This is a genomic window from Thermoflexus sp., from assembly GCF_042408365.1.
Classification (GTDB): domain Bacteria; phylum Chloroflexota; class Anaerolineae; order Thermoflexales; family Thermoflexaceae; genus Thermoflexus.
The window spans coordinates 1-24064 of record NZ_JBHOQJ010000260.1 but is presented as its reverse complement, the minus strand read 5'-3'; the positions used below and the strand labels follow the sequence as shown (position 1 = coordinate 24064).

Sequence of the window (24064 nt, the reverse complement as noted above, 5' to 3'; positions counted from 1 at the left end):
GTGCTCTTCCTATCTGTTAGGGGCCGCCTTCGGCGGCCCCTAACCCCCGAAGATTCCGAAATATGGCGAAGGCACTATACGGTCGGAGCCACAAGGAGAAGCGGATGAGACATCTCCCCACCCGTAAAAGCCACAGGATTTAAAGCGACGCCCCATCTTCAATGATCCGTTCCTCCGGTGGGACCAACTCATCGCCCACGATCAGGCCGTCTTGGATCCGCACGATGCGCTCAGCGTGGCGGGCCACGAACGGATCGTGGGTCACCACAACCAGCGTGATCCCCCGCTCCCGGTTCAGTCGCTGGAACAACGCCAAGATCTCCCGCCCCGTCCGACTGTCCAGGTTGCCGGTGGGCTCGTCCGCTAAGATCACCGACGGCTCGGTGACCAGCGCCCGGGCGATGGCCACCCGTTGTTGTTGGCCACCGGAGAGCTCGTTCGGACGATGATGCATGCGGTCTCCCAACCCCACCAGCTCCAACATCTGCCGAGCCCGCGCCCGACGATCCCGGGCGCCCCGATAGACCAGCGGAAGTTCAACATTCTGTAAGGCCGTCGCCCGGGGAAGCAGGTTGAAGGTCTGGAAAACAAAGCCGATTTTGCGATTGCGGATCTCCGCCAGCTGATCATCGGAGAGCCGGGAGACATCCTGGCCCTCCAGGAAATAACGACCCCGCGTGGGTGTATCCAGACAGCCCAACAGGTTCATCAAGGTGGATTTCCCGGAACCTGAAGGGCCCATAATCGCCACGAACTCCCCACGTCGGATCACGAGATCGATCCCCCGTAACGCAGGAACCTCAACTTTACCCATCCGATAGATTTTCTCGACTTTTTCCATCACCATGACAGGATCGCTCATCCATGACCTCCCGAATCCGGATTGAAGCGTCTGACCGCATCCCCTTTATCCTCCTTCCCCACGGCCCTTGGGGCCGTGGGGAAGGAGGATAAAGGGGATAGGGCCGTTGGCCCGCACCACCCCATATCCTCAAAACAAGAAGCACTACTCATATCGAAGCGCATCGATCGGATTCAGGGCGGCGGCCCGGATGGCCGGGTAGATCCCGAAGAACACGCCGACCGCCACGGCGAACAGCAACGCCAGGGCGATGATGTCTCCTTGCACCACCGGCCGCAGCGTTCCGTTGCCTACCGGGATCCCGCTGATCAGCCGCGAGATGCCGATCCCTAAGCCGACCCCCACCAGGCCGCCCAGGCCGCTGAGGGTCACGGCCTCGCTGAGAAATTGCATCAGGATATCCCTCCGCCGCGCCCCCACCGCCTTGCGCAGGCCGATCTCGCGTGTCCGCTCCGTGACCGAGACCAGCATGATATTCATAATCCCGATGCCGCCAACGATGAGGGAAATCGCCGCAATCGCCCCCAGGAACAACGTAAGGGTCCCTGTGATCTGCGCCGAGGTCTGGATCAGATCCTGCTGGCTGACCAGTGTGAAGTCATCCTCATCCCCATCCAACAAGCGGTGGCGTTCCCGCAAAGCGGAGCGGATGGTCTGGACCACCGTTGGGATCTGATCGGCCCCGTTGGCCTGGACGATGATCTGGGAGATCACCTCGCTGCCCCGGAACTGGCCGCTCCGGGCCAGCCGCTGGGTCGCTGTGCTCAACGGCACGAAGACCTGATTGTCCAAGCTCCCGAAGCCGGTGCCCCCTACGGGGGCCAGAACCCCGATCACCCGGAACGGGATGTTGTTGAGGCGGATGAATCCCCCGATGGGATCCCCCTCAGGGAACAATTGGGCCGCCACGTTCGCTCCCAGCACGGCCACAGCCGCCCCGGTCTCCACGTGGGCCGGGGAGAGGAAATCCCCGTTTTCAACTTGAAGATTGCGTACCGCGAAGAATTCGGGCGTCACCCCATACACTTGAACCCGCAGGTTGCTCCGCTGGTAAACGATCTGAGCGCCTGTCTGGAAGACGGGGGCGACCACCGCCACGCCGGGGAGGTCCTTTAACGCCATGGCATCTTCGTAGGTCAGCGTAGGAGCGGAACCAGGCGCCTGGGCGATGCCTCCCACGCGCACCACTCCAGGCGTCACGAAAATCAAATTCGTTCCGATGCGCTCAATCTGGGAGCGGATCGCCACCTGGGTCCCCCGTCCGATGCTCATCAGGGCGATGACGGAGGCCACCCCAATGATCACACCCAGCATGGTGAGGGCCGATCGCATCTTGTTCGCCGCCAGGCTGAGCGCTGCCGTCCGCAACGCCTCCAGCACGCTCATCCGAACCCCCTCTCTAGCCTGGGCACTCTATAAACGGTGCCTGCCGCTATCCTTAGGGACATCCCTTGTGTAGGGGCAACCCTTGTGGTTGCCCCTACTGTGGGCGCCTTTCCCCGTTTTCTGGTTACCGGAACATGCCGGGCCCGAAGAAGCCCGGGCCGGGAACGCGGGTGCCCTGGGCCGCGGCCGTCGTTGCCGGCAGGACCACGATATCTCCCTCCCGAAGGCCCTCCAGGATCTCGACCATTGTATCTCCCCGCATCCCCACCCGCACCGGAATCTGCTCCGTCTGATCCCCACGCAGCACCGTCACAAAGGCCTGTCCACCCCGAGTCGTTACGGCCCGCCGTGGGACCACCAGGGCGTTCTCCCGACGGGCGACAATGATCTGAACCTGGACCGTCATCCCCGCTCGCACGGAAGGCGTGCTCTCCTCCAGGGCGATGGTCACCGGGAAGTTCACCACGCCCTGGGTTTGAACGCCCACCGGGGCAACAGCCACCACCCTCCCCTTCAGCCGGGTGTTCGGCATCGCCTCCGGGATGACCTCCGCCTCCTGGCCGGGCATCACCTGGGCGACGTCCACCTCCGGCAGGTTCACCACCACCTCCAGCTGGTTCAGATCCGCCAGCGTGATCGCCGGGGCGCCCGTTCCCGCAGAGCCGCCCTCGGCGATGTTCACCGCCGTCACCACGCCATCCACCGGGGCGATCAGGCGGGCTTGCTCCAGGCGCAGCTCCAGCTGCCGCACGGCGATCTCCGCCTGCTGCACCTGATACTGCGCCAGCTGGATGTCCAAGTTCGGATCCTGGGCTTGCAGGCGGATCAGGTTCGCGCGGGCCTGGGCCAGCGAAGCCTCCGCGGCTTTCAGCTGCTGTTCCGTGGGGTTGGAGGTCGCCTTCTCATATTGCAGGCGGGCGATCTCCGCTTGCAGCTCAGCCTGCCCCACTCGCGCTTGAGCCAATTGCAGATCCACCGAGGCCACTCCTGGGGTTCCCGCGGTCTTGTCCCGGCTCAACTGGGCCTGCCAGAGGGCGTTCTTCGATACCTCGACGTTCAACCGGGCGATCTCCAGATCGCGGGGGTCCGGCCCTGCCTTCAGCGCGTCCAGGCTGGCCTGGGCGTTCGCCAGCGCGGCCTGGGCCGCCGCGAGGTCCGCCGGTCGCGAGCGAGCGCTGGCCTGGACCTGAGCCAGCCGGGCCCGGGCGATCTCCAGGTTGATCCGAGCGTTCTGCAGCTGGAGCTCCAGATCCCGCGTGTCCAGCTCCGCCAGCACCTGCCCGGCCTTCACCGAATCCCCGACCCGCACATACACCTTGCGGACGATCCCGGATTGCGGGAAGGAGAGGTTCACCAGGGTGTGGGGCTGGAGATTCCCGGAGCCGCTGACACGGACCTCCAGGGTGTCCCGCCGAACCCGATAGACGGTGGGCTGGCCCTGCCCGGTCTGCGCCGCCGGGGAGCCTCCGCATGCAGTGACGAGGGAAAGGGCCAGGAGCAGAAAAGCCGCGATGCGCCCTCGACGCTTGACCATCATCGACCTCCTCCGAATCGTTCCGCCAAACCTTTAACGGGCAAGCATCTCCTGGAAGCTTTGGATGAGCAATTCCTTCTCCAGGGCGTTCAAGCGGGCCTCAGGACGCATCAACAGGTAATCCGCCGGAGGCATGGTGCCATTGCGGATCGTCTGGGCGATCTCTTCCGCCAGCCGCGCTTTCTGCGCCGCCGAGAGCTGGCTCAAATCCATCTCTGAGAGGTTGAGCGCCTGACGGCCCTCATTCACGTGGTTTACCGCCAGCCATGAAGCCGGCGCGATCGCGGTATACCACGGCCACCGCGTCTCGTTGCTATGGCAATCCGCACACGCCCGCTGCCACAGGCCCTGCGCCTGAGGCGGGTCCCACTGCACCACGGTACGGACCGGTGGGTTCGTGCGAGGTGCCGGGATGAGCTGGGCGATCAGCATCAACGCCAGCGTGAGCCCTCCGCCCCCCACCATCGCCCGAGGGATCTCCCGCCGCCAGCCCGGGATCGGCGCAACGGCCGTGGCTTCTTCCAACGCCGCTGCACCTCGACGGCCCCAGAGCCAGGCGGTTCCTGCCAATAGGCCCAAGGCGATCAACACCCCTCCGCCGATGGCCATCGTGGATGGCGAGGTGAAAACCCGAAACGGGAGCACGCGTCCTGGCGATCCCGGACCCAGGGGGAACGCCCCTTCCGGACGAGCGCCGCCGGGGAGGGCCCGCGATCCACCTTCCAAGGTCCCTGGAGACGCCGGGCGGACGCCCCCCGGAGCTCCCGGGAAAGCGCCCTCCCCGAAGGAACGACCCCGCCCCGCAAAGACCGGCGCGGGTCCCTGCGCCATCGCCAGGACGAAGGCCAGCAAGGCCGCCAGGCCCCCGAGGACCATGCCGCCGCTGGATATCCCCAGCAGCCCCTGCACGATGGCCCGAAGCCGACCTTCGATCCTCTGCCCGAAGGCGGCGACCAGCGCCCCGGCCAGGGCGAGCAACGCGCTGGCCCCTGTCCACAGGACAGCCAACGGCCCGGTCGTCCCGATGCGGAACAGGAGCATCAACAGGCCGAGGAGCAACAGGGCCAGAACGTAGGCGGGCAGGATCCGCAAGAGCTTTTGGGGCCATGGCGCGGGCTGAAGGGCCATCCGCCCGGCGAGGAGCCCCACCGCGCCCAACCAGGCCAGGGCGCTGAATCCCATCGCCACCCGCGAGAGGGTTCGGAGCGCGCTGAACCCCCCGACATTGCGATAGAGGAAATCGAGGCGGGCACCGAGCACGTCCAGGACCGCCGCGATCAGCAGCCCGATCCCGACCAGCAATATGGGCAGCGCGACCCCCCAACGCTGTCTTCGCATCGGCGTTTCCTCCTTGAAATCCGGATGCGAGCCCATCCGCTAAGGCACGTACTGAATCTCCCGGTTTACGCCGGAGGGGCTTCCGAGCGAAGCGGCAGGATCAGGTCGAACCGGCTCCCATAGCCGGGCTGGCTGTAGGCCTCCACCCGCCCGCCATGGAGCTCAACAATCCAGCGCACGATGGCCAGGCCCAATCCGCTGCCTTCGGCGGTGGCGTTCCGGCCCCGATAGAAGCGCTCGAAGATGTGCGGGAGATCCTCCGGGTCGATCCCCGGGCCGGTGTCCTCGACCCATAGCCGAACGGCCTGGCCCTCCAGGCGAGCCCCCATCGTGATCCGCCCGCCCGCGGGGGTGAACTTCACCGCGTTATCCAGCAAGTTCGAGATCGCCATCTCCATCCGCCACCGATCCCACAGCACCTCAACGGGCTCCTCGGGCAGATCCAAGGAGAGCGTTAACCCCTTGCGGGCCACCGCCTCCTTAAACAGGGAAACCGCCGAGCGGATCACATCCGCTAAGGGATGCGGCGCGAGATCCAACTGAATCAACCCGCCCTCGAAGCGGGAGAGATCCAACAGGTTCTGGGTGATCCAAGCCATTCGATCCACCTGGGCCTGGCTCTCCGCCAGGAACACCGCCCGCGCTTCCGGATCCTCCGCCGCCGGCCCCTGTAAGAGCTCCAGGAAGGTCCGGAGGGCCGTCAAGGGCGTGCGCAGCTGGTGGGAGGCATCGGCGATGAAATGGCGCAGCGCATCCCGCTCCCGCGCCAGAGCGGTGAACGTCGCTTGCAGCCGTTCCGCCATGCGGTTGAGCTCCGCCGCCAAATGCCGCAGCTCCAGCGGCCCGGATTCGGGAGCCCGAATCTGGAGCTTTCCCTCCCCCATCTGGACCGCCGCCCGGGCCAGCTGGCGGATCGGCCGGCTCAACGCCTCGCTGACCATCAGCCCTAGCAATCCGGCCAGCAGGGCCGCCCCCAGCCCGGCGACCGCAAAGGCGCGGGCGGCCGCCGCGATGATCTCCACGCTGGGCTCCACCCCCGCCTGCACCTCCACATACCCCAATGGATCTTGCGGCTCACCGATCGGCGCCCGCACCGTCAGGACCTGGGGGGAGGCGCCTCCTTCAGCGAGCGACCCACCCTCCCCTCCGCCCGGGAAGTTTTCAAAATGAAAGCGGCTTCCCCAAGGGCTTCGGAACTGACGGATGCGCATCCAGCGCATCCCAGGCGGACCATGCATCGGCTCCTGGGGTTCCATCGCGCCGGGGAGATAGAGCGAGGCCCCGGGGGACGCACCCTCCCCTTGCGGGGTCGATGGCACCGGAGCGGCCCAAAGCGCCGTCCCTCGGATGGATGGGCCGGAATCCGCCAGCACCTGGCCCCGGACGTCCAGGATCCGAACCCGCGCGTTCCCCAAAAAAGCCGCCGCATACGCCAGCCGGGTTAACCCCTCCGGCCACGGTGCAGGCTCCATCCACATGCGCGCTTGGCGGGCGATGGCCTCCGCGTTGGCCTGCAGCAGCGCCCGCTCCTGCCGGAGGCTGTAGGCCCGCAACAAGCCTAAGGTGAGCAGCCCGCTGATCCCCACCGCCAGCAGGCTCAGGATCAGATAGCTTCCGATCAACCACCCGCGAATGGTTCGAATCGGCCAGAAACCTCGCATCGTTTCCCCTACCCCTCGGGTTTCGAAAGCCGGGCCGTTGGATCGATCCAGGGCCCCTGATGGCCTGGTCCCCACCGGACCCTTGAATCCAGGTGGTCTCCTTGAAGGGTGCCGATGATCTGACGGCCAGGCGGATGCAGACAACCTACCTTGTAGGGGCACCCACAGGGGGTGCCCCTACACCGAAGCGCCGTTACGCCGTCTGGGGCCCGCAAGACGCAAGAGAGGGCGGAGCCCTCCTTTGCGTTGCGGGCGCTCACACCCCATCGCCGGAGGGCGAAGGAGTGGGTGTCGGACGAGGTCCAAAACGGAACCGGAACGGTGCGTAGCGGACACCTAGATAGGCCTGGCCGGGTTTCTGAGGATGTTCCGCCAAGGTGACCGTCACGATCCGTTCCCCTTCCCCTGGACGCCAGAGGGTCAGGCGAACGACGTCCCCAGGGCGATGGGCCGCGATTCGATCGGCCAGATCCTCCCCCACGCCCAGGGCCTGGCCATCCACCGCCGTGATCCAATCCCCGGCCCGCAGGCCCGCCTGTTCCGCGGGGCTGTTCGGCTCCACGGAGAGGATGAGAACGCCCGACACCGGCGGCCGGAACCTTCCCCATGGCCCTTTCCATCCTCGGAAAGGACCCCAACCCCAGAACCCCGGCGGGCTCGGCTCTGAGGCGACGAGGATTCCGAGGTAGGCCCGGCCATCCCGCTCCCCTAAGGTGACCGTCCGCACCCGTCGTTCATCCCCGTGCTGGACCGTCACCGTCACCGGATCCCCTGGCCGATGCCGGTCCAGGATGGCCCGCAGATCGGCCAGGGAGCGCACGGGCTCGCCGTCGATTTCCAGCAGGACATCCCCTCGGGCCAGACCGGCCTGAGCGGCCGGCCCTCCAGGCGCCACATCCAGGATCACCACCCCCCGCACGGATTCCGGCGTAGGCGTTGGGGAAACGACGGGCTCCGGGCTGATCCGGATTTGGGCGAACGCCCGGCTGCGGGAGAGCAGGAAAAACGCCCCCGCCACCATCCCCACGAGCCCGATCAGCCCCACGAGTCCAAGCCCGATCCAAACCCAGCGGCGCATCGCATCCTCCACGAGACAGAGGCCATCGAGCCGTTTTCTGGGTAGGAAACGTGGAATTAAGAGTTACGCCACCGGTCACCTCGAGGGGATTTTGGAAAGTAGGCGCTTCCCCTCGGGGGCTTCGAACCGCGTAACTCCGATGAGATTCTAAACCCCCTCGGTTTACGTTCCCATTGTCCAAATATTAAGGGTTCTTAAAGAGCTCACCCTCAAAGCCCTTCCCGAGAGAAAGTGCTGAAGGGGGGCTTGCCCTCCACGGCCTCCTGAGCCGCTGAGGGGAGAGAAAGCGAGGATGGCCTTCCCGATAGAAAGCATCGAGGTTGAGCCTTGAGATGGATGCACATCTGGACTTTAGACAAGCTCGTCCATTTCCTCTCCCCCATGGGGGGATTTTGGGGTAGGGAGGGCCACCGAAGACGGCTCCACCTGCCCCAAAATCCTTCAACTTTCTGCATCCCCGTGGCCCTTCGGGCCGTGGAGAGATAGAAAGGGAGGAGGGGCTTGCCCCGCCCGAGGGGAGGACCCGGAGCGAAACCGGACCGCCCATCTGTCCAAAGTCCAAATTCACATCGTTGCAGGGGAAATTGCGGCGCACGCCGCTGCGCCGATCTTGCCTTTTCCGCTGGGGAGAGAGAGGCTCCCTAAGGTTGGAATTTATATCCCATGCCGCGCACTGTGAGGATCCATCGGGGGTTCGAGGGGTCGTCCTCCAGCTTCTCCCGGAGATGCCGGATATGCACGTCCACCGTTCGGTCATCCAACACATCGCGGGTGTAGCCCCACACCGCCTCGATGAGCTCCTCCCGTGAGAAGGGGCGGTTCGGGTGGGTGACCAGGAAGCGGAGCAGACGGAACTCGGTGGGGGTGAGGGGCACCGGCCGCCCGCCCCGGGTGACCTGGAGCCGCTCCAGATCGACCTCGATCTCTCCGAAACGGATGCGTTCGCCGGGGGCCGCCATGGCCAGCTCCCCGTAGGCCCGGCGCAGCAACGCCCGCACCCGGGCGATCAGCTCCCGGAGCCGGTAGGGTTTGACCACGTAATCGTCCGCCCCGACCTCCAGCCCCACCACCCGATCCACCTCCTCGTCCAAGGCGGTGAGCATCAGGATGGGTTGCCGCAAGCCCTCGCTTCGCATCCGACGGCAGACCTCAAAGCCGTTCAGGTCCGGCAACCGGATATCCAGGATGATCAGGTGGGGATCCCGCTGGCGGCTCAGTTCCAGCGCCTTCTGCCCGGTATCCGCCCAGAGGACTTCATACCCCTCTTTCTTCAAAGCATATTCAAGCCCTCGGGCCACCGCCGCCTCGTCTTCCACAATCAGGATCCGTTCCCCAGCCATAACCGTTCTCACCGCTCAGATGAAAAGGATTTCGGGGTTTGGGGACGAGCCGAGCGCCGAAGGCACCCGGCTCGTCCCCCAAAATTTTCATCCCCCCTCCCTATGGCCCTTTGGGCTGTGGGGAGGGGGGATCCAGGAGGGTGGGGCCGTTGACCCGCACCATCCCATATCCTCAAAAAATGAAGCTGCGCTGTTGCGAAGATAGGGATTTTTGTGGGGGTGGGCCGCGTAAGTGGCCCACCCCTCCCAGAAATTCCACGAATCGAAAGCTCGTCACTACGCGCTGGGATGATCTCCTCGGTTGTTTGCAACAAAGCAAATGAAGCACTAACCCTGAACGGACCGGAGCCCTTGGATCAGCCGGACGATCAGAAACAACACGGTGGCCGTGAGCACGATGGCGGCTCCCGAAGCCACCCCCGCATAATACGAGGCGTAGAGCCCAACGACGGCGGAGAAAGCCGCCAGGAGGACCGACAGGGCCATCATGGCCGGCAGGCGATGGGTCAGCAGATAAGCGGTCGCCGCTGGGGTCACCAGCATCGCCACCATCAGGGCGATCCCCACCGTCTGCAGCGCGACCACCACCGTGACGGCGACCAGGATCAGAAGCAGGTTCTCGAACAGACGGATGGGCAGCCGCAGGGTGATGGCCAGGATGGGATCGAAGGAGATCACGAGGAATTCCTTATAGAAAAGCACGATCGCGGCTACAATCAACCCGGCGAAGACCCCCAGGCGGATGAGATCCCGCTCCCCCACCCCCAGCACATCGCCGAAGAGCAGATGGGTGAGATCGACCGCGTAACTTCGAGAGGTGGAGATCATCACGACCCCCAACGCCATCGCCCCCGCGAACAACACCCCGATGGCCGTATCTTCCTTCAGGCGCTGCCCCCGGCTGAGGGCTCCGATCCCCAAGGCCGCCAGGATCGCCGTCCCCAGCCCCCACCAGAACAACGCCTCGCGGGAACCGCCCCCTAGCAGGTAGCCCAAGGCGAGCCCCGGGAGGATCGAATGGGCCAACGCGTCGCCGAAGAAGGCCATCCCCCGAAGCACCACATAGCTCCCCACCAGGGCGCAAAGCCCTCCGGCCACGATGGCGGCGACCAGGCCCCGCACCATAAAGGCGTATTGGAGCGGATCGAGCAAGAGGCGAAGGATCTCCCCCACGGATCAACCTCCTTCGCAACAGGTGTCCCCGACCACGACCAGCTCGCCCCGGATCTGCACCAGACGCAGATGCCCACCGTAAGCGGCCCGCAAGGCTTCCGGCGTGAAGACCTCCTCCGGAGCCCCAAAGGCGATGGGGCGTCGGTTCAACAACAAGACGCGATCGAAGTGGGCTGCCGCTTGATCCAGATCATGGGTGGTCACGAGGACAGTGACCCCCTGCCGGCGCAGGCCTTCCAGGAGCTCCAGGATCCCCTCCTGGGCGGGCAGGTCCAAGCCGGTGAAGGGCTCGTCCATCAACAGCAGCTCGGCCTCCTGGGCCAGGGCCCGGGCGATGAACATCCGCTGCTGCTGCCCCCCGGAGAGCGCCCGGATGGGGCGGTCGGCCAGGTCCGCAATGCCCGTCTGGGCCAGCGCGCGGCGGACCACCTCCCAATCCCGGGGGCTGGGTTGACGCAGCAGGCCCAGTTTCCCCACCCGCCCCATCATGACCACATCCGCCACCGTGAGGGGAAAATTCCACTCCACCTGATTCCGCTGCGGGATATAGGCAATGCAGAGATGGCCCAGCGGGCCACGGCCATAGATCCGCACGGAGCCAGCGGTCGGTGGGAGCACACCCGCGATGATCTTCAACAACGTGCTCTTGCCCGCCCCGTTCGGCCCCACGATGGCGATCCGCTCGCCGGTCTCCACCGTGAAGGAAACATCCTCCAGAGCCACCACACCGTCATAATGCATGGACACCCGGGAGACCTCCAGGATCGGTTCCCCCGATGGGTGCACCACATCCCGTTCCTGCAGCACCACCCTTCGCCATAGCTTCGTCAGAGCCATCTGAACCTCCTCCGGGGACAACACAAGGTCTACCCTCTACCCCATTCGCACCCTGGCAAAACGCCTTCCGCTTCCGTTCCTTATGAGCGGCCCCCTCAGGCCACCCCAATTCGATCATCGCAACGCCTCTACGATCGCCCGCACATTGTAGCGCATCATCTTCATGTAGGAATCCGCCTCGCCCCCCGGCTCGCTGAGGGAATCCACATACAGCCGCACCAGACGCGTCCCGGTATCTTCGGCAACCCGGCGAGCCAGCGCAGGGTCCACGGTGCTGCTGACGAAAACCGCCTTCACCCCCAGGGAGCGGATGACTTCCTCCAGGGCCGCAAGTTCTTGAGGCGATGGTTGGGCGACCGTGCTCACGCCGGGGAGGATCGTTCCAATTTGTTCAAACCCGTAACGATGGGCGAAGTAGCCGAAAACCCGATGCTCCGTGACCAGCTTCCGGTTCTCCGGCGGGATCCCCGCCACCTGCGCCTGGATCCAGCGATCCAGCTGGCGCAGCTCCTCCCGATACGCCTCCGCGTTCCGATGGTAGAACGCCGCGCGATCCGGGTCCAGTTGGCTAAGCGTCGTCTCGATCGTGTACGTCCACGTGATCACGTTGTGGGGATCCAGCCAGAGGTGGGGATCCGGTTCTTCTGTGTGGAAGACCCCTTCTTCGGCATGCAATTCCTCTTCTGAGGAACGCAGGAGGATCCCCTGGGCCAGCTCCACGCGCAGCGTCTTCCCACCAGCCTGTTGAAGGATCGGCTCGAGGAATCGCTCCAAGCCCGCCCCCACCGCGAAGATCACATGGGCCTCCGCCACCCGGGCGACATCCTGAGGGCTGGGCTCGAAGGCGTGAGGGTCAGCCCCGACGGGAAGCAACACCGCCAGTTGGATCGCATCGCCCCCGATCTGGCGCACCACATCGCCTACGATCGAGGTGGTCGCCACAACCTGGAGCCGCTTCCCATTGGGCTCCTGCCTGGCCACGGGCTGGCATGCGCTCAACCCGATCCCTACAATCACCAGAAGCCATAACAGCCGTTGGCGCACGACGTACCCCTCCAGGATTCGGATGCCCCTGCTCCCCGTGAGGGAAGCAGCCCAAAGGGCCGCCGAGAAGGGAAGAGGCGAAGTTGCAACCGCCCAAGAGGTCTCGTCCCACGAGCCCCTAAGACGATCCCTGGCAGGGCGAACAGAGGCCGATCAGCTGCAGCAGATGATCCTCCACGTGGAACCCTGTTCGTCGTTCGATGTGGGCGATCAGGCCGCTCAGGTCCTCCGCTCCCGGGAACTCCACGGTGCGCCCACAGCGGCGACAGAGCAAGACGTGGTGATGGCCGGGCGAGGCCAGGATATAGCCATCGCAACGATCCTCCTGATGGACGCGCCGCACCAGCCCGGCCTGCTCCAACACAGCCAAGGCCCGATAGACGCTCACCAGGCCCAGCGAGCGATGAATCCGTCGCCCCCGCGCATGGATCTCCTGAGGGGAAAGGGGACGGCCGGCCCGTTGTAGGATCTGCATCACCACCCGACGGGGCATGGTGATGCGCCGCCCGGCCTGACTCAGGCGCTCCTCCCAACCCATCGCTCCCTCACTTAGTGAAAAATTTTTTCAATTCAAAAACAGTTTAATGGGAAATCCCCTCGGCGTCAAGCGATGGACTGGTTGCGGCGTGCCGTTCTGGAGGCCCATGAACCTTGGAGTGGGGGGCGCCTTCGCGGCCCTCCGCCTCGATGAGGGAGATGATGAGGTGAGAAAGCCTGTTGGGGGCTGATGTGTCCAGCCCCAATGGCTTATCCGCACGTTGGAACGGCCAGATGGGTTCTAAACGGAGCGGCGCCGAGCGGATGGGCGGGGCGCCTCCCCCGTCTTCACCCGCGCCACATACTCGAGGATCTCCCGCGCGCTCTGCACCGCCGCCCGGCCAGTCCCCCCCAGCATCTGGGCCAGCTCCGCCACGCGCTCCTCCCCTTCCAACTGAGTCACCCGGGCCACGGTGCGTTCCCCGATCACATGTTTCTCAACCTTGAAGTGCGCATCCCCAAAACCGGCCAGCTGCGGGAGGTGGGTGACGCAGAGGACCTGATGGTGACGGGCGAGGCGCCAGAGCTTCTCCCCGACCACAGCCCCCACGCGGCCGCCGATCCCCTGATCGATCTCATCGAAGATCAGCGTGGGAACTGGGTCCGCCTGAGCCAAGGCGACCTTTAAAGCGAGCATCAGCCGTGAGGTCTCCCCCCCGGAGGCGATGCGGGCCAGGGGGCGCAACCCCTCCCCGATGTTCGGCGCGATCAGGAAGGTGATCCGATCGAGCCCGGTGGCATCGAAGGCCCAGCGGGCACCGTCGGCGTAAGCCCCCTCCTCATCGGGCGTCCGCTCCAGGGCGACAGTGAACCGCGCCCCGGCCATCCGGAGATCCGCCAGCTGCGCCTCCACCTCGCGAGCCAGGCGCTCCGCCGCCGCCTGGCGCTGGCGGGAGAGCTGCATCCCCAGCTCTCCGATCTCGCGCAGCAGCCGCTCCGCTTCCTCCTCCAGCTCCCCCAGCCGCTCCTCCGCATGGAGCAGGGTCTCCAGCTCCCGCTTCGCCCGCTGGGCGTAGGCCAGGATCTCCGGGATCGTATCCCCATATTTGCGCTGGAGGCGCCGGATGAGATCCAGGCGCTCCTCGATCTGAACCAGCCGCCGCGGGTTGAACTCGATCCCCTCCCGATAATCCCGAACCGTACGGGCGAGGTCCTCCACTTGCGCGATGAGGCCCTCCATCGTTTCGAGATAAGGCCGGAAGACCGGATCGATCCGGGCCAGTGCCTGGAGCGCCCGCGCGCCCTCGCTCAAACGATCCAACGCCGCGGGCGCCTCGCCCTCCCCCTCATACAGCGCCCGGTAGAGGGCGTCGGCCAGCTGGGCCAGCTGCTCCGCGTTCGCCAGGCGGTTGCGCTCCTGCAGCAGGGCTTCCTCCTCGCCCTCCCGGAGCCGCGCGGCTTCGATCTCCTCGATCTGGAATCGGAGGAGATCCACCCGCCGGGCCTTCTCCCGCTCGTCCTGTCGCAGCTGCTCGATCTCCCGGCGCACCGCCCGCCAACGGGCCACCCGCTCCGCCAGCGCCGCCCGCAGCTCCCCCACCCCGGCATATCGATCCAGCAATTCCAACTGCTCCCGGGCGCGCAACAACGAGAGATGCTCGGTCTGCCCGTGGATGTCCACCAGAACCTGCCCGATCTCCTTCAGGGCGTGGAGAGGGACCAGCCGGCCGTTCACCCGGGCGACATGCCGACCGCCTTGACGGATCTCCCGGCTCAGCACCAGCTCGCCCATGGGCCCCTCGTCCAGCAGGCCGTGCTGCTCCAGGATGGGCGAGAGCAACGCCCGCGTCGGCTCGTCCAGATAAAAGAGGCCTTCGATCAGCGCCCGTTCCGCGCCGGCCCGGATCATCTCCACATCCGCCCGGCCGCCCACCAGCACCGCCACTGCATCCACTAAGATCGATTTCCCCGCCCCGGTCTCCCCGGTGAGCACGTTCAGACCGGGCTCCAGCCGGAGCGTGACCTCATCGATAATGGCGAAATCCTTGACATGCAATTCAACGAGCATCCCGTCCCCTACAAGAATAGGTTGAGCCTGCCACCAATGAGCCCTCACTCCATTTGGATGCTTGCCCTCTAGAGCTTGGGGTCTAGAGAGCCAGAATGGTTCTCATCGCCAGAATCGAAGATAGCCGATCACCGTGCTGATCGCCAAAGCCAGGTAAATCCCATCCCACAGGAAACGGGCCGAAAACGGGAAGGTCAGGAAAGATGGCAGGCGCAGCGCCGCCAGCCCAACGACCAATCCCCCGCTGACCACCAGCCAGATCCAACGCCCGCGGCGTCGCCCGATGAGGCGATGCACGGCCTCCGCCGCGAGGCTCCCCACCAGGGGGCCTGCGAAAATCACCCAGAAGCCCAGCGCGGCAACGATGGGAGCGGCGAGCAGGCCGATCAGCAAGGCCACGATGGCGGCAATGCCGTAATCGGTGGGGCGGGCGTTGAAGAAGATCGCCTGTTGGCCCGCCACACATTCCCGGCAGCGATAACCGACCGGCGTTTGCACCGCGCACCGAACGCAAATCGGCCGCCCGCAACGGTTGCAGCGCAGCGTGGTCGGCGTGCCCGGATGAAAAGCACAAACGAGGGATTCTTCTGCCATTCGATCGCCTCTTTCCAGGAGGATTCAACCCTTCCACGCCAGCGGCGCCTTCAACGCCCACCCCGGCCGCATCGGGGCGTGAACAAGTAATTCATTTATATGATAAAGGCTTCCACCCTCGGAGGCGCACGCCAAGGATGGGATGGTGCGGGCCAACGGCCTCATCCCTCTCCCCACAGCCCAAAGGGCATGGGGAGAGGGATTAAAAGCATTTTGGGGGCAAGTCGGGCGCCTTCAACGCTCACCTCGCCCTCAACTTCCCAAGCGACCAAAACCAAGAATCGAATCTGGAAGAAGCACTCGCAAGCGGCCTTTGATGATCGGCCTGGCCCCCAGCTTCCCAAGAAGCTTACAGGATGAGCATGCCGAGGGCCCCCGCAAGGGCCGCCAGGGCGTTGACCCCATCGTTGTTCAGCCACCTCCACCCCCGCAGCGGCCGGGCCGGCTGGCCACAGCGATGGATCGGGCGCTCCGTTTCCTTGCCGCATCGGTCGCACCAGTAGATCCGCTGAACCGTCGCCCCGAGGAAGCTGTCCAGCAGCGCCCCGAGCCATCCGGCCAACCCCACCCGCAGGGCCATCCCCAGCGAGCCATCCACCGGGCTCAGCCCAACCGCCAGGATCCCGATCCCCAGCGCGCCCAATCCGGCGGCGATGGTTCCCTCAAGCGTGATCGCCCCGGAGGTCCCCGGAGGAACGATCTTTCCATCCAGGATCCGTCGAGGGGGATGTCGGCTGAGCAACCCGATCTCCGTCGCCCACGTATCCGCGGTGACCGCTGCCATGCTCCCCGCGAACATCCACCAGAGCGCTGGATGGGGGAAGAGCCCCCAGAGGATGGCCAACCCCGCGCCGATCCCTCCGTTCGCCAAGGCCTGGCCCAGATCCCGCGGCCCGCCCTTCGCGAACTCTTGAACTGTCGCCGCCTTCCGATTGGATCCATAATGGGTGAAAGCGGAGGCGGAGACGAAGAATGCGATCAGCAGGAAGGCCCATGGCCATCCTCCAAAACCGAAGACCGCTGTGCCCACCAGCACGGCCCCCAGCCATCCGTCCCGGGTGAGCGCCCCCAGCCGGAAGGCGAGGCCGCCGATCAGCGCGCTGAGCGCCAGCCCCAGAATGAAACGCCCTGGTGCCATATTCTCGATCCCGCGCGAGATTCCGTGTAGAATCTCCAATAATGGGGCTCCTCTCTCCCAATCGGGATTGGGCGAGCTGGAGGGAAAGCCCTGTAAAGAGACCCCAGAGGCCAGCGCCCCCCCTTCCGGCCCGCTCCAGTCTCGAGCGGATCAGCGATGTGGGTCCGGGCAGCGAAGCTGCTCTCATTATCCGCTGGCCTGCGTTCGTTCGGAAAGCCAGCAAGGGTTCCTACCCGTGGCGATTGTTCGCGTTTATGCTCGATCGGGAAGTCATCTCCATCCGTAGGGATCAGCGGCTTTCTCGCGGAGGAGCAGGGAAAGGGGATAGGGCCCTGCCCCCTCGAACCCTGCGGAGTGCCCATCCACCATCGCGTTCGGAGGGCTTTTCGGAGGGCGGTGCGGGCCGTCTTCGGCAGCCCACAGCGTCCTCTCGCAGCAGCGTCTGATCCACCATTTTCGAAAACACACGGTTTCAAAAGCGCACTCAGAGGAGGAAACCATGCGGTTTGAGCGTAAAGCCCATGAAGAGGCTGCCCGGTTCGCCCGACGCCTGCCGCCCGGGCAGGTCCTGACGGAGAAGTTCCCGGTGCTGCACTACGGGCCGATCCCCCGGTTCGACCCGGCGACGTGGGATTTCCGAGTCTTCGGGCTGGTGGAGGAGGAACGACGCTGGACCTGGGAGGAGTTCCAGCAGTTGCCCCGCACCACGATCACCATCGATGTCCACTGCGTCACCGGATGGAGCAAGCTGGACACCTCGTGGACCGGGGTGGCCTTCAAGGACCTGTTGCAGTTCGTCCGGGTGAAGCCGGAGGCCCGATACGTGATGGCCCACTGCGAATACGGCTTTACCACCAACATCCCGATGGAATACATGGAAGACGCCCTGCTGGCCACCCATTACAATGGAGAGCCGTTGACCCCGGAGCACGGCTACCCGCTCCGCCTGATCGTCCCCCGCCTGTATTTCTGGAAGAGCGCGAAGTGGCTCCGGGGGCTGGAGTTTATGGCGGAGGATCGGCCCGGCTTCTGGGAGCAGGCGGGCTATCATATGCGCGGGGATCCCTGGCGGGAGGAGCGATATCGAGAGTAGGGAGCTCCCTTCCCGCGCATCAACGGGCGCTCAGGCGCCTTCCTAAGCGCGCAAAACAGGCCGGCATTCCACCCTTGATTTTCTCCTCAGGAGGGATCGATGCAGACCTATGCCTATGGTTATCCACGTCTGGGGCGCAAACGGGAATACAAATCCCTCATCGAGGGCTACTGGCAGGGGAAGATCCCTGAGGCGGAGCTGACCGCTGGCCTGGACGCCCTGGAGGCCGAGCGCCTCCAGACTTATCAGCGTTTTGTGGATCGTTTCCCTGTCGGCGAGCTGTCCCTCTACGATCCGATGCTGGACACCGCCCTCATCCTGGGCCTGTATCCGAACGGCGGGCGTCTGGAGGATTATTTCGCCCTGGCCCGGGGCGAGCGGGCTCTGGAGCTCACCAAATGGTTCAACACCAACTATCATTATCTGGTTCCGGAGATCCCCTTCGCGGACGGACAGCCCCCCGCCTTCCGGGTCGCCTGGAACAAGCCCCTCGAGGCCTTCCGGAAATCCCCGAACGGCTTCCCCTATGTGATCGGCCCTTATACCTTCCTCCGGCTGAGCAAGGGATATCCGCCCGAGGCCTTCGGAACGCTGCTCCGGGCGTTGATCCCCGCCTATGCGGAGTTGTTCCGATCCCTGAAAGCCGCGGGCGCATCGATGATCCACGTGGACGAGCCGGCCTGGGCGCTGGATGTGCCCCCGGAGCACGTCGCGCTCATCCGCGAGGCCTATGAGGCGCTCGGTCGAGCGGCCGACCTTATGGTGTTCACTTACTACGACAGCGTGGACTTCCTGGAGACGCTCTACGATCTGCCGGTGCGCGGCATCGGGCTGGATCTCGTCCACGGGGCGGAGAACTTGGAGACGCTCCAGCGGGCCGGCTTCCCAGCGGACAAGATCCTGGTCGCCGGGGTCGTGGATGGCCGCAACATCTGGAAGACCGATCTCCGAAAGGCGGCCCAACAGGTTGAGGCGCTCCGCCGCTGGACCCAAGCGGAGGTTTGGCTCTCGAACGCAGGGCCCCTCTACCACCTCCCGGTGACCGTGGAGGTGGAAACCCGGCTGGATCCGGCCCTCCAGGAGCGGATCGCCTTCGCCACCGAGCGCCTGGTGGAGCTGCGCCTTCTGAAGACTCTGTTGACGGATGGGGAAACGGAGGAGGTGCGTCGCTGGAACGCATATGCGCACCCCATCGACCACTGGCACCGCCCGGAGGTCCGGGAACGGGTGCGCCGCCTCGAGCCCGCCGACTTTTCCCGCGCCCTCCCCTATGCGGAGCGGTCCCGCCTCCAAAAGGAGCGGCTCCGGCTTCCTCCCTTCCCCACCACCACCATCGGCAGCTTCCCCCAGACGGAGGACCTGCGTCGGGCGCGCACCGCCTACCGCGCCGGCAAGCTTCCGGAGGCCGAATACAAGGCGCTGATCCAGGAACGGATCCGATATGTGATCCAGGTCCAAGAGGAGCTGGGGTTGGACGTTCTGGTCCATGGGGAGTTCGAACGCTCGGACATGGTGGAGTTTTTCGCGGAGCGCCTCGAGGGCTTCGCCATCACCCAGCACGGCTGGATCCTCTCCTACGGCACCCGCGTGTATCGGCCGCCCATCCTGTATGGGGATGTCCGCCGCCCGCAGCCGATGACCCTGGCGGAGATCACCTACGCCCAATCCTTGACGGCAAAACCGGTGAAGGGGATGCTCACCGGCCCGGTGACCATGCTGGCCTGGAGCTTCGTCCGGGAAGATATCCCGGTGCATGAGGTGGCCTTCCAAATCGCCCTGGCGATCCAGGACGAGGTGCGGGATCTGGAGGCCGCCGGGATCCGGGTGATTCAGATCGACGAACCGGCCTTCCGGGAACGGGCGCCCTTAAAGCGACGGCGATGGCCGGAATACTTCGACTGGGCCGTGAAGGCCTTCCGCTTGGCCTCTCGGGCCCGGCCGGAGACCCAGATCCACACCCATATGTGCTATTCGGAGTTCAATGAGATCATCGAATACATCGACGCCCTGGACGCCGATGTGATCAGCATCGAAGCGACGCGGAGCCGGGGTGAGGTGATCCAAGCCTTCGAGCGCCACCGCTATGCGCGCCAGATCGGCCCAGGGGTCTACGACGTCCACTCCCCTGCGATCCCCTCCATCGAGCTGATGGAGGCGATCCTGGAGCGGGCCATCCGGGTGATCCCCCCAGAAAACATCTGGGTGAACCCGGATTGCGGGTTGAAAACCCGGCGCTGGGAGGAAGTCATCCCCTCGCTTCGAAACATGGTGGCCGCCGCCCGGCGCCTTCGCGAGCGCCACGGGGCCGCCGTGCCCGCCTCCTAAGCGACTAGCGATCAATCGTGTGGGGGCATCATCAGGTGCCCCCACACGGTGATGGCGGGGAAGCATCCTCTTGGAGCGTCAGGGCCATAATATTAAGGGGGTCAGCCTCCCGCGCATGGGAGCCGGCCCTGACTCCGAATCGGAGGCAAAGGGGATGACTGAGACGATGCGGGCCGTGGTCAAAGCGGCAGCGGCACCGGGCCTCACGCTGGCCCGCCGTTCGATTCCCACCCCTGGCCCCAGGGAGATCTTGGTTCGGGTAAAAGCGGCCTCCATCTGTGGGACGGATCTCCACATCTACCGCTGGGACCCATGGGCTCAAGGGCGGATCCGCCCACCCCTGATCGTTGGCCACGAGTTCTGCGGGGAGGTTGTGGAGCTAGGCCCCGAAGTTGAAGGGGTTCGGGTTGGGGATTTCATCTCCGCCGAAAGCCACGTGGTGTGCGGCCGTTGTGATATGTGCCGCACGGGGAAAGGTCACCTCTGCCGGAACACCCAGATCCTGGGCGTGGACCGCGACGGCGCTTTCGCCGAATTCATCGTCATCCCCGCGGAAAACGCCTGGACGAACCCCCCGGATCTCCCCCTCGAAGTGGCTGTCCTCCTGGAGAACTTCGGCAACGCCGTCCACACCGCCTTCGCCGTGGACCTACGGGCGCGCAAGGTGCTGGTGACCGGCTGCGGCCCCGTGGGCCTGATGACCATCGCGGTGGCCCGGGCGATCGGCGCCCGCATGATCATCGCCACCGACATCAGCCCCTATCGCCTGGAGCTGGCCCGACAGATGGGCGCCGACCATGTCCTCAACCCCAACGAGGTGAACGTTGTGGAAGCCGTCCGAGATCTGGCGGGCGGCGAGGTGGACGTGCTGCTGGAGATGTCCGGTGCCCCTTCAGCCATCCGGGAGGGGTTCATGGCCCTCAAGCCCGGAGGGCAAGCCGCCCTGCTTGGGCTCCCCCCCGGCCCCATCGAGTTCGATCTGGCGAACTTGGTGATCTTCAAGGGGATCACGGTCCACGGCATCGTCGGGCGGCGCCTGTGGGAGACGTGGTATGAGATCCGGGGCCTGCTGAACGCCGGGGTCGTGGACCTGCGGCCGGTGGTGACCCATCGCTTCCGGCTGGAGGAGTTCGACCAGGCCTTCGCGACGATGGCCAGCGGCCAGAGCGGGAAGGTGATGCTGATCCCATAACTGTGTTGAGGAGGACCTCCGATGACCGTTGAACCGACCATCAGGAATAAACTGGGTTGGATCCAAGAGGAGCTGCAGGCCCTGCAGGAACAGGGCCTTTACATCCACATTCGCACCATCCAGTCGGCCCAGGGGCCGTGGCTCATTGTGGACGGGCGGCGTGTGCTGAACTTCTGCTCCAACAACTATCTGGGGCTGGCCAACCACCCCCGCATGCGGGAGGCCGCCCATCAGGCGATCGAGAAATACGGCGTCGGGCCTGCCGCCGTGCGCACCATCGCCGGCACCTTAGACCTCCACCTCATCTTGGAGGAGAAGCTGGCCCGCTTCAAGGGCGTCGAAGCCGCCATCTCCTTCCAGTCGGGCTTCAACGCGAACCTGGCGACGATCCCCGCCCTGGTGGGCGAAGGCGATGCGATCTTCTCAGACGAGCTCAACCACGCCAGCATCATCGACGGCTGTCGCCTCTCCCGGGCTCGCATCATCCGCTATGCGCACAACGACCCCAACGACCTGGAGGCGAAAATCAAAGAGAGCCTGGGGACCTTCCGGCGGGGCCTGATCGTCACCGACGGCGTCTTCTCCATGGACGGCGACATCGCCCCCCTGCCGGAGATCGTGGAGATCGCGGAGCGCTATAACCTGATGCTGATGGTGGACGACGCCCACGGCGAGGGGGTGCTGGGGCGGGGCGGACGGGGCATTGTGGACCACTTCGGGCTCCACGGCCGGGTGGACATCGAGGTGGGGACGCTGTCCAAGGCCTTCGGGGTGGTGGGCGGTTACGTGGCCGGGCGTCGGGAGATCGTGGAGTGGCTGCGCCAACGAGGGCGCCCCTTCCTGTTCTCCAGCGCCATGACCGCCGCCGACACGGCCGCATGCATCGCCGCCGTGGAGATCCTGGAGGAATCCACCGAGCTGGTAGACAAACTGTGGGAGAACACCCGCTATTTCAAGGAGGAGATGCGCCGCCTGGGCTTCGACCTGGGCCAGAGCGTGACCCCCATCACCCCCGTGATGCTCGGGGAGGCCCCTCTCGCCCAGGCCTTCAGCCGCCGCCTTTTCGAGGAGGGGGTGTTCGCCCAGGCCATCGGCTATCCCACCGTGCCGCGGGGCAAGGCCCGCATCCGGGTGATGATCTCCGCCGCCCACAGCCGGGAGGACCTGGATCGCGGGCTGGAGGCCTTCGCCAAAGTCGGACGAGAGCTCGGCGTGATCCGCGGCTGAGCCTGACGTGTGCTCAAGGAGACCCGATGTCCCACCCGCAGCACGATACAATCGTCGTTCTGGATTTCGGCTCCCAGTACGCGCAGCTGATCGTCCGCCGCATCCGCGAGATCGGGGTCTACGCGGAGCTGTTCCCCTGGGACGCGGATCCGGCGGAGGTGCAAGCGCTCCGGCCGAAGGGCTTCGTCCTCTCCGGCGGGCCCGCCAGCGTCTATGAGGCCGGGGCCCCTTCCCTTCCGGCTTACGTTCTGGAGAGCGGGCGGCCGGTGCTGGGGATCTGCTACGGGATGCAGCTGCTGGCCCACGCCCTGGGCGGTCGGGTCGCCCCTGCTCCCGCCCGGGAATACGGGCGGGCGGAGATCGAGATCCTCACGCCGGAGGACCCCCTCTGGCAGGGCCTCCCCTCCCCGATGACAGTCTGGATGTCCCATGGGGATCGGGTGGAAGGCCTTCCTCCCGGCTTCCACCCCATGGCCCGCTCCCCCAATGCCCCCCTCGCCGCGATCGGCGACCCCCAGCGGCGCCTCTACGGCGTGCAATTTCACCCCGAGGTCGCTCACACGCCCCTGGGCCGGGAGCTTCTCCGCCGGTTCGCGGTGGACCTCTGCGGTTGCCGGCCCACGTGGACCCCTGGGGCGATCGCCGAGGAGCAGGTCGCTCGGATCCGGGAGCGGGTGGGGGAGGAACGGGTGCTTTGCGCGGTCTCCGGCGGGGTGGACTCCACCGTGACCGCCGTGCTGGTCCATCGCGCCGTCGGGGATCGGCTTCGCTGCCTCCTCGTGGACACCGGGCTCCTGCGCCGTGGGGAGGCGGACGCGGTGGTCCGCGCCCTGCGGGGGCTGGGGCTGCCGGTGGTGGCGGTGAACGCCGCGGAGGCCTTTCTGGAAGCGTTGCGCGGGGTCACCGACCCGGAGGAGAAACGAGTGCGGATCGGCCACACGTTCATCGCCGTCTTCGCGGAGCACGCCCGCCGGCTGGGTCCCTTCCGCTTCCTCGCCCAGGGGACCCTTTACCCGGATGTCATCGAGAGCCGGGGGCCCGAGCGGCGGGCCGCCGCCCGCATCAAGACCCATCACAACGTGGGGGGGCTGCCGCCGGATCTCTCCTTCGAGCTGATCGAGCCGCTGCGGTATCTGTTCAAAGATGAGGTGCGGGCGTTGGGAGCTTATCTGGGGATCCCTCGCGAGCTGCTTCAGCGGCAACCCTTCCCCGGCCCAGGGCTGGCAGTACGATGCGTCGGTGAGGTCACGTGGGAACGACTGGAGCGGCTGCGGTCGGCGGATGCGATCGTGCAGGAGGAATTGGCCCGCTCCGGATGGGCCGACCGGGTCGCCCAGGCCTTCGCCGTGCTGCTGCCGGTGCGCAGCGTGGGGGTGATGGGGGACGCCCGCACCTACGAGGAAGTGGTGGCCGTGCGGGCGGTGACCACCGAGGATTTTATGACCGCCGCCTGGGCCCCGCTCCCCCACGAGGTCCTCGACCGCATCGCCACCCGGATTGTGAACGAGGTCCCCGGGGTGAACCGGGTGCTTTACGACATCACCCACAAGCCCCCGGCGACCATCGAATGGGAGTGAAGGGTCACAGACCGTTCCCACTGTTTCCAGATTCGCCGAAGCACCACACGAACGCTTCCCGGCTCCCCCGTGGGGAGGGGGATAAAATGTGGGGGGCGAGCCGGGCGCCTTTGGCGCCCG

General features: G+C 65.7%; 19 protein-coding genes. 5 read left to right on the top strand and 14 right to left on the bottom strand.

Going from position 1 to position 24064, the window contains the following annotated elements:
* Positions 1 to 139 precede the first annotated feature (139 nt).
* The 14 genes from ACFMO5_RS11970 to ACFMO5_RS11905 form a co-directional block, all read right to left on the bottom strand.
* A complete protein-coding gene (locus ACFMO5_RS11970; RefSeq protein ID WP_376792983.1) occupies positions 140 to 862 on the bottom strand; it encodes an ABC transporter ATP-binding protein in 723 nt (240 codons plus the stop codon).
* A 144-nt stretch (positions 863 to 1006) separates the two neighbouring features.
* Positions 1007 to 2248 (bottom strand): ABC transporter permease, encoded by a 1242-nt coding sequence (locus ACFMO5_RS11965; protein ID WP_376792982.1) that lies wholly within the window; start codon positions 2246 to 2248, stop codon positions 1007 to 1009.
* 124 nt (positions 2249 to 2372) lie between these two features.
* Complete coding sequence (locus tag ACFMO5_RS11960; protein WP_376792981.1) at positions 2373 to 3782, bottom strand: efflux RND transporter periplasmic adaptor subunit; 1410 nt, start codon at positions 3780 to 3782, stop codon at positions 2373 to 2375.
* Positions 3783 to 3815: 33 nt separating this feature from the next.
* A complete protein-coding gene (locus tag ACFMO5_RS11955) occupies positions 3816 to 5120 on the bottom strand; it encodes a heme-binding domain-containing protein (RefSeq protein WP_376792980.1) in 1305 nt (434 codons plus the stop codon).
* 65 nt (positions 5121 to 5185) lie between these two features.
* Positions 5186 to 6781, bottom strand: coding sequence for a sensor histidine kinase (locus tag ACFMO5_RS11950; RefSeq protein WP_376792979.1), 1596 nt, complete (start codon positions 6779 to 6781; stop codon positions 5186 to 5188).
* A gap of 256 nt (positions 6782 to 7037) precedes the next feature.
* The gene (locus tag ACFMO5_RS11945) at positions 7038 to 7859 is read right to left on the bottom strand and encodes a PDZ domain-containing protein (RefSeq protein ID WP_376792978.1); all 822 of its coding nucleotides are present in this window, start codon (positions 7857 to 7859) and stop codon (positions 7038 to 7040) included.
* A 641-nt stretch (positions 7860 to 8500) separates the two neighbouring features.
* Positions 8501 to 9199, bottom strand: coding sequence for a response regulator transcription factor (locus tag ACFMO5_RS11940; RefSeq protein WP_376792977.1), 699 nt, complete (start codon positions 9197 to 9199; stop codon positions 8501 to 8503).
* A 327-nt stretch (positions 9200 to 9526) separates the two neighbouring features.
* Entirely contained in the window at positions 9527 to 10372 is an 846-nt protein-coding gene (locus ACFMO5_RS11935) for a metal ABC transporter permease (RefSeq protein WP_376792976.1), read from the bottom strand.
* Between the two features lie 3 nt (positions 10373 to 10375).
* Positions 10376 to 11209 (bottom strand): metal ABC transporter ATP-binding protein, encoded by an 834-nt coding sequence (locus ACFMO5_RS11930; RefSeq protein ID WP_376792975.1) that lies wholly within the window; start codon positions 11207 to 11209, stop codon positions 10376 to 10378.
* A gap of 114 nt (positions 11210 to 11323) precedes the next feature.
* Positions 11324 to 12253, bottom strand: a complete 930-nt coding sequence (locus ACFMO5_RS11925; RefSeq protein ID WP_376792974.1) for a metal ABC transporter substrate-binding protein — start codon at positions 12251 to 12253, stop codon at positions 11324 to 11326.
* Positions 12254 to 12371: 118 nt separating this feature from the next.
* Positions 12372 to 12791: a Fur family transcriptional regulator gene (locus ACFMO5_RS11920; RefSeq protein WP_376792973.1), complete on the bottom strand. Its 420-nt coding sequence runs from the start codon at positions 12789 to 12791 to the stop codon at positions 12372 to 12374.
* Positions 12792 to 13031: 240 nt separating this feature from the next.
* Positions 13032 to 14798, bottom strand: coding sequence for a DNA repair protein RecN (recN, locus tag ACFMO5_RS11915; RefSeq protein WP_376792972.1), 1767 nt, complete (start codon positions 14796 to 14798; stop codon positions 13032 to 13034).
* Between the two features lie 102 nt (positions 14799 to 14900).
* Positions 14901 to 15392: a B-box zinc finger protein gene (locus tag ACFMO5_RS11910; protein ID WP_376792971.1), complete on the bottom strand. Its 492-nt coding sequence runs from the start codon at positions 15390 to 15392 to the stop codon at positions 14901 to 14903.
* Between the two features lie 349 nt (positions 15393 to 15741).
* Positions 15742 to 16530, bottom strand: a complete 789-nt coding sequence (locus ACFMO5_RS11905; RefSeq protein ID WP_376792970.1) for a DUF92 domain-containing protein — start codon at positions 16528 to 16530, stop codon at positions 15742 to 15744.
* Between the two features lie 499 nt (positions 16531 to 17029).
* Here ACFMO5_RS11905 and ACFMO5_RS11900 point away from each other — a divergent pair, with 499 nt between their 5' ends.
* From ACFMO5_RS11900 to guaA, 5 genes are all read left to right on the top strand, one after another.
* Positions 17030 to 17623, top strand: a complete 594-nt coding sequence (locus tag ACFMO5_RS11900) for a sulfite oxidase-like oxidoreductase (protein ID WP_376792969.1) — start codon at positions 17030 to 17032, stop codon at positions 17621 to 17623.
* Positions 17624 to 17722: 99 nt separating this feature from the next.
* Positions 17723 to 19948, top strand: coding sequence for a 5-methyltetrahydropteroyltriglutamate--homocysteine S-methyltransferase (gene metE / locus ACFMO5_RS11895; RefSeq protein WP_376792968.1), 2226 nt, complete (start codon positions 17723 to 17725; stop codon positions 19946 to 19948).
* A 166-nt stretch (positions 19949 to 20114) separates the two neighbouring features.
* Complete coding sequence (tdh, locus tag ACFMO5_RS11890) at positions 20115 to 21140, top strand: L-threonine 3-dehydrogenase (RefSeq protein ID WP_376792984.1); 1026 nt, start codon at positions 20115 to 20117, stop codon at positions 21138 to 21140.
* Positions 21141 to 21161: 21 nt separating this feature from the next.
* The gene (locus ACFMO5_RS11885; RefSeq protein WP_376792967.1) at positions 21162 to 22367 is read left to right on the top strand and encodes a glycine C-acetyltransferase; all 1206 of its coding nucleotides are present in this window, start codon (positions 21162 to 21164) and stop codon (positions 22365 to 22367) included.
* Positions 22368 to 22393: 26 nt separating this feature from the next.
* Positions 22394 to 23944 carry a glutamine-hydrolyzing GMP synthase gene (guaA, locus tag ACFMO5_RS11880; protein ID WP_376792966.1) on the top strand — a complete coding sequence of 517 codons (1551 nt, stop codon included), beginning with the start codon at positions 22394 to 22396 and terminating at the stop codon, positions 23942 to 23944.
* Positions 23945 to 24064 lie beyond the last annotated feature (120 nt).

What these genes read in the sequence shown, in the direction of transcription:
- ACFMO5_RS11950 (WP_376792979.1), bottom strand. Translation starts at nt 6,781, where the DNA reads ATGCGAGGTTTCTGGCCGATTCGAACCATTCGCGGGTGGTTGATCGGA.
- ACFMO5_RS11965 (WP_376792982.1), bottom strand. Translation starts at nt 2,248, where the DNA reads ATGAGCGTGCTGGAGGCGTTGCGGACGGCAGCGCTCAGCCTGGCGGCG.
- ACFMO5_RS11945 (WP_376792978.1), bottom strand. Translation starts at nt 7,859, where the DNA reads ATGCGCCGCTGGGTTTGGATCGGGCTTGGACTCGTGGGGCTGATCGGG.
- guaA (WP_376792966.1), top strand. Translation starts at nt 22,394, where the DNA reads ATGTCCCACCCGCAGCACGATACAATCGTCGTTCTGGATTTCGGCTCC.
- tdh (WP_376792984.1), top strand. Translation starts at nt 20,115, where the DNA reads ATGCGGGCCGTGGTCAAAGCGGCAGCGGCACCGGGCCTCACGCTGGCC.
- ACFMO5_RS11960 (WP_376792981.1), bottom strand. Translation starts at nt 3,782, where the DNA reads ATGGTCAAGCGTCGAGGGCGCATCGCGGCTTTTCTGCTCCTGGCCCTT.
- ACFMO5_RS11970 (WP_376792983.1), bottom strand. Translation starts at nt 862, where the DNA reads ATGAGCGATCCTGTCATGGTGATGGAAAAAGTCGAGAAAATCTATCGG.
- ACFMO5_RS11905 (WP_376792970.1), bottom strand. Translation starts at nt 16,530, where the DNA reads ATGGCACCAGGGCGTTTCATTCTGGGGCTGGCGCTCAGCGCGCTGATC.
- metE (WP_376792968.1), top strand. Translation starts at nt 17,723, where the DNA reads ATGCAGACCTATGCCTATGGTTATCCACGTCTGGGGCGCAAACGGGAA.
- ACFMO5_RS11900 (WP_376792969.1), top strand. Translation starts at nt 17,030, where the DNA reads ATGCGGTTTGAGCGTAAAGCCCATGAAGAGGCTGCCCGGTTCGCCCGA.
- ACFMO5_RS11920 (WP_376792973.1), bottom strand. Translation starts at nt 12,791, where the DNA reads ATGGGTTGGGAGGAGCGCCTGAGTCAGGCCGGGCGGCGCATCACCATG.
- ACFMO5_RS11955 (WP_376792980.1), bottom strand. Translation starts at nt 5,120, where the DNA reads ATGCGAAGACAGCGTTGGGGGGTCGCGCTGCCCATATTGCTGGTCGGG.
- recN (WP_376792972.1), bottom strand. Translation starts at nt 14,798, where the DNA reads ATGCTCGTTGAATTGCATGTCAAGGATTTCGCCATTATCGATGAGGTC.
- ACFMO5_RS11930 (WP_376792975.1), bottom strand. Translation starts at nt 11,209, where the DNA reads ATGGCTCTGACGAAGCTATGGCGAAGGGTGGTGCTGCAGGAACGGGAT.
- ACFMO5_RS11910 (WP_376792971.1), bottom strand. Translation starts at nt 15,392, where the DNA reads ATGGCAGAAGAATCCCTCGTTTGTGCTTTTCATCCGGGCACGCCGACC.
- ACFMO5_RS11940 (WP_376792977.1), bottom strand. Translation starts at nt 9,199, where the DNA reads ATGGCTGGGGAACGGATCCTGATTGTGGAAGACGAGGCGGCGGTGGCC.
- ACFMO5_RS11885 (WP_376792967.1), top strand. Translation starts at nt 21,162, where the DNA reads ATGACCGTTGAACCGACCATCAGGAATAAACTGGGTTGGATCCAAGAG.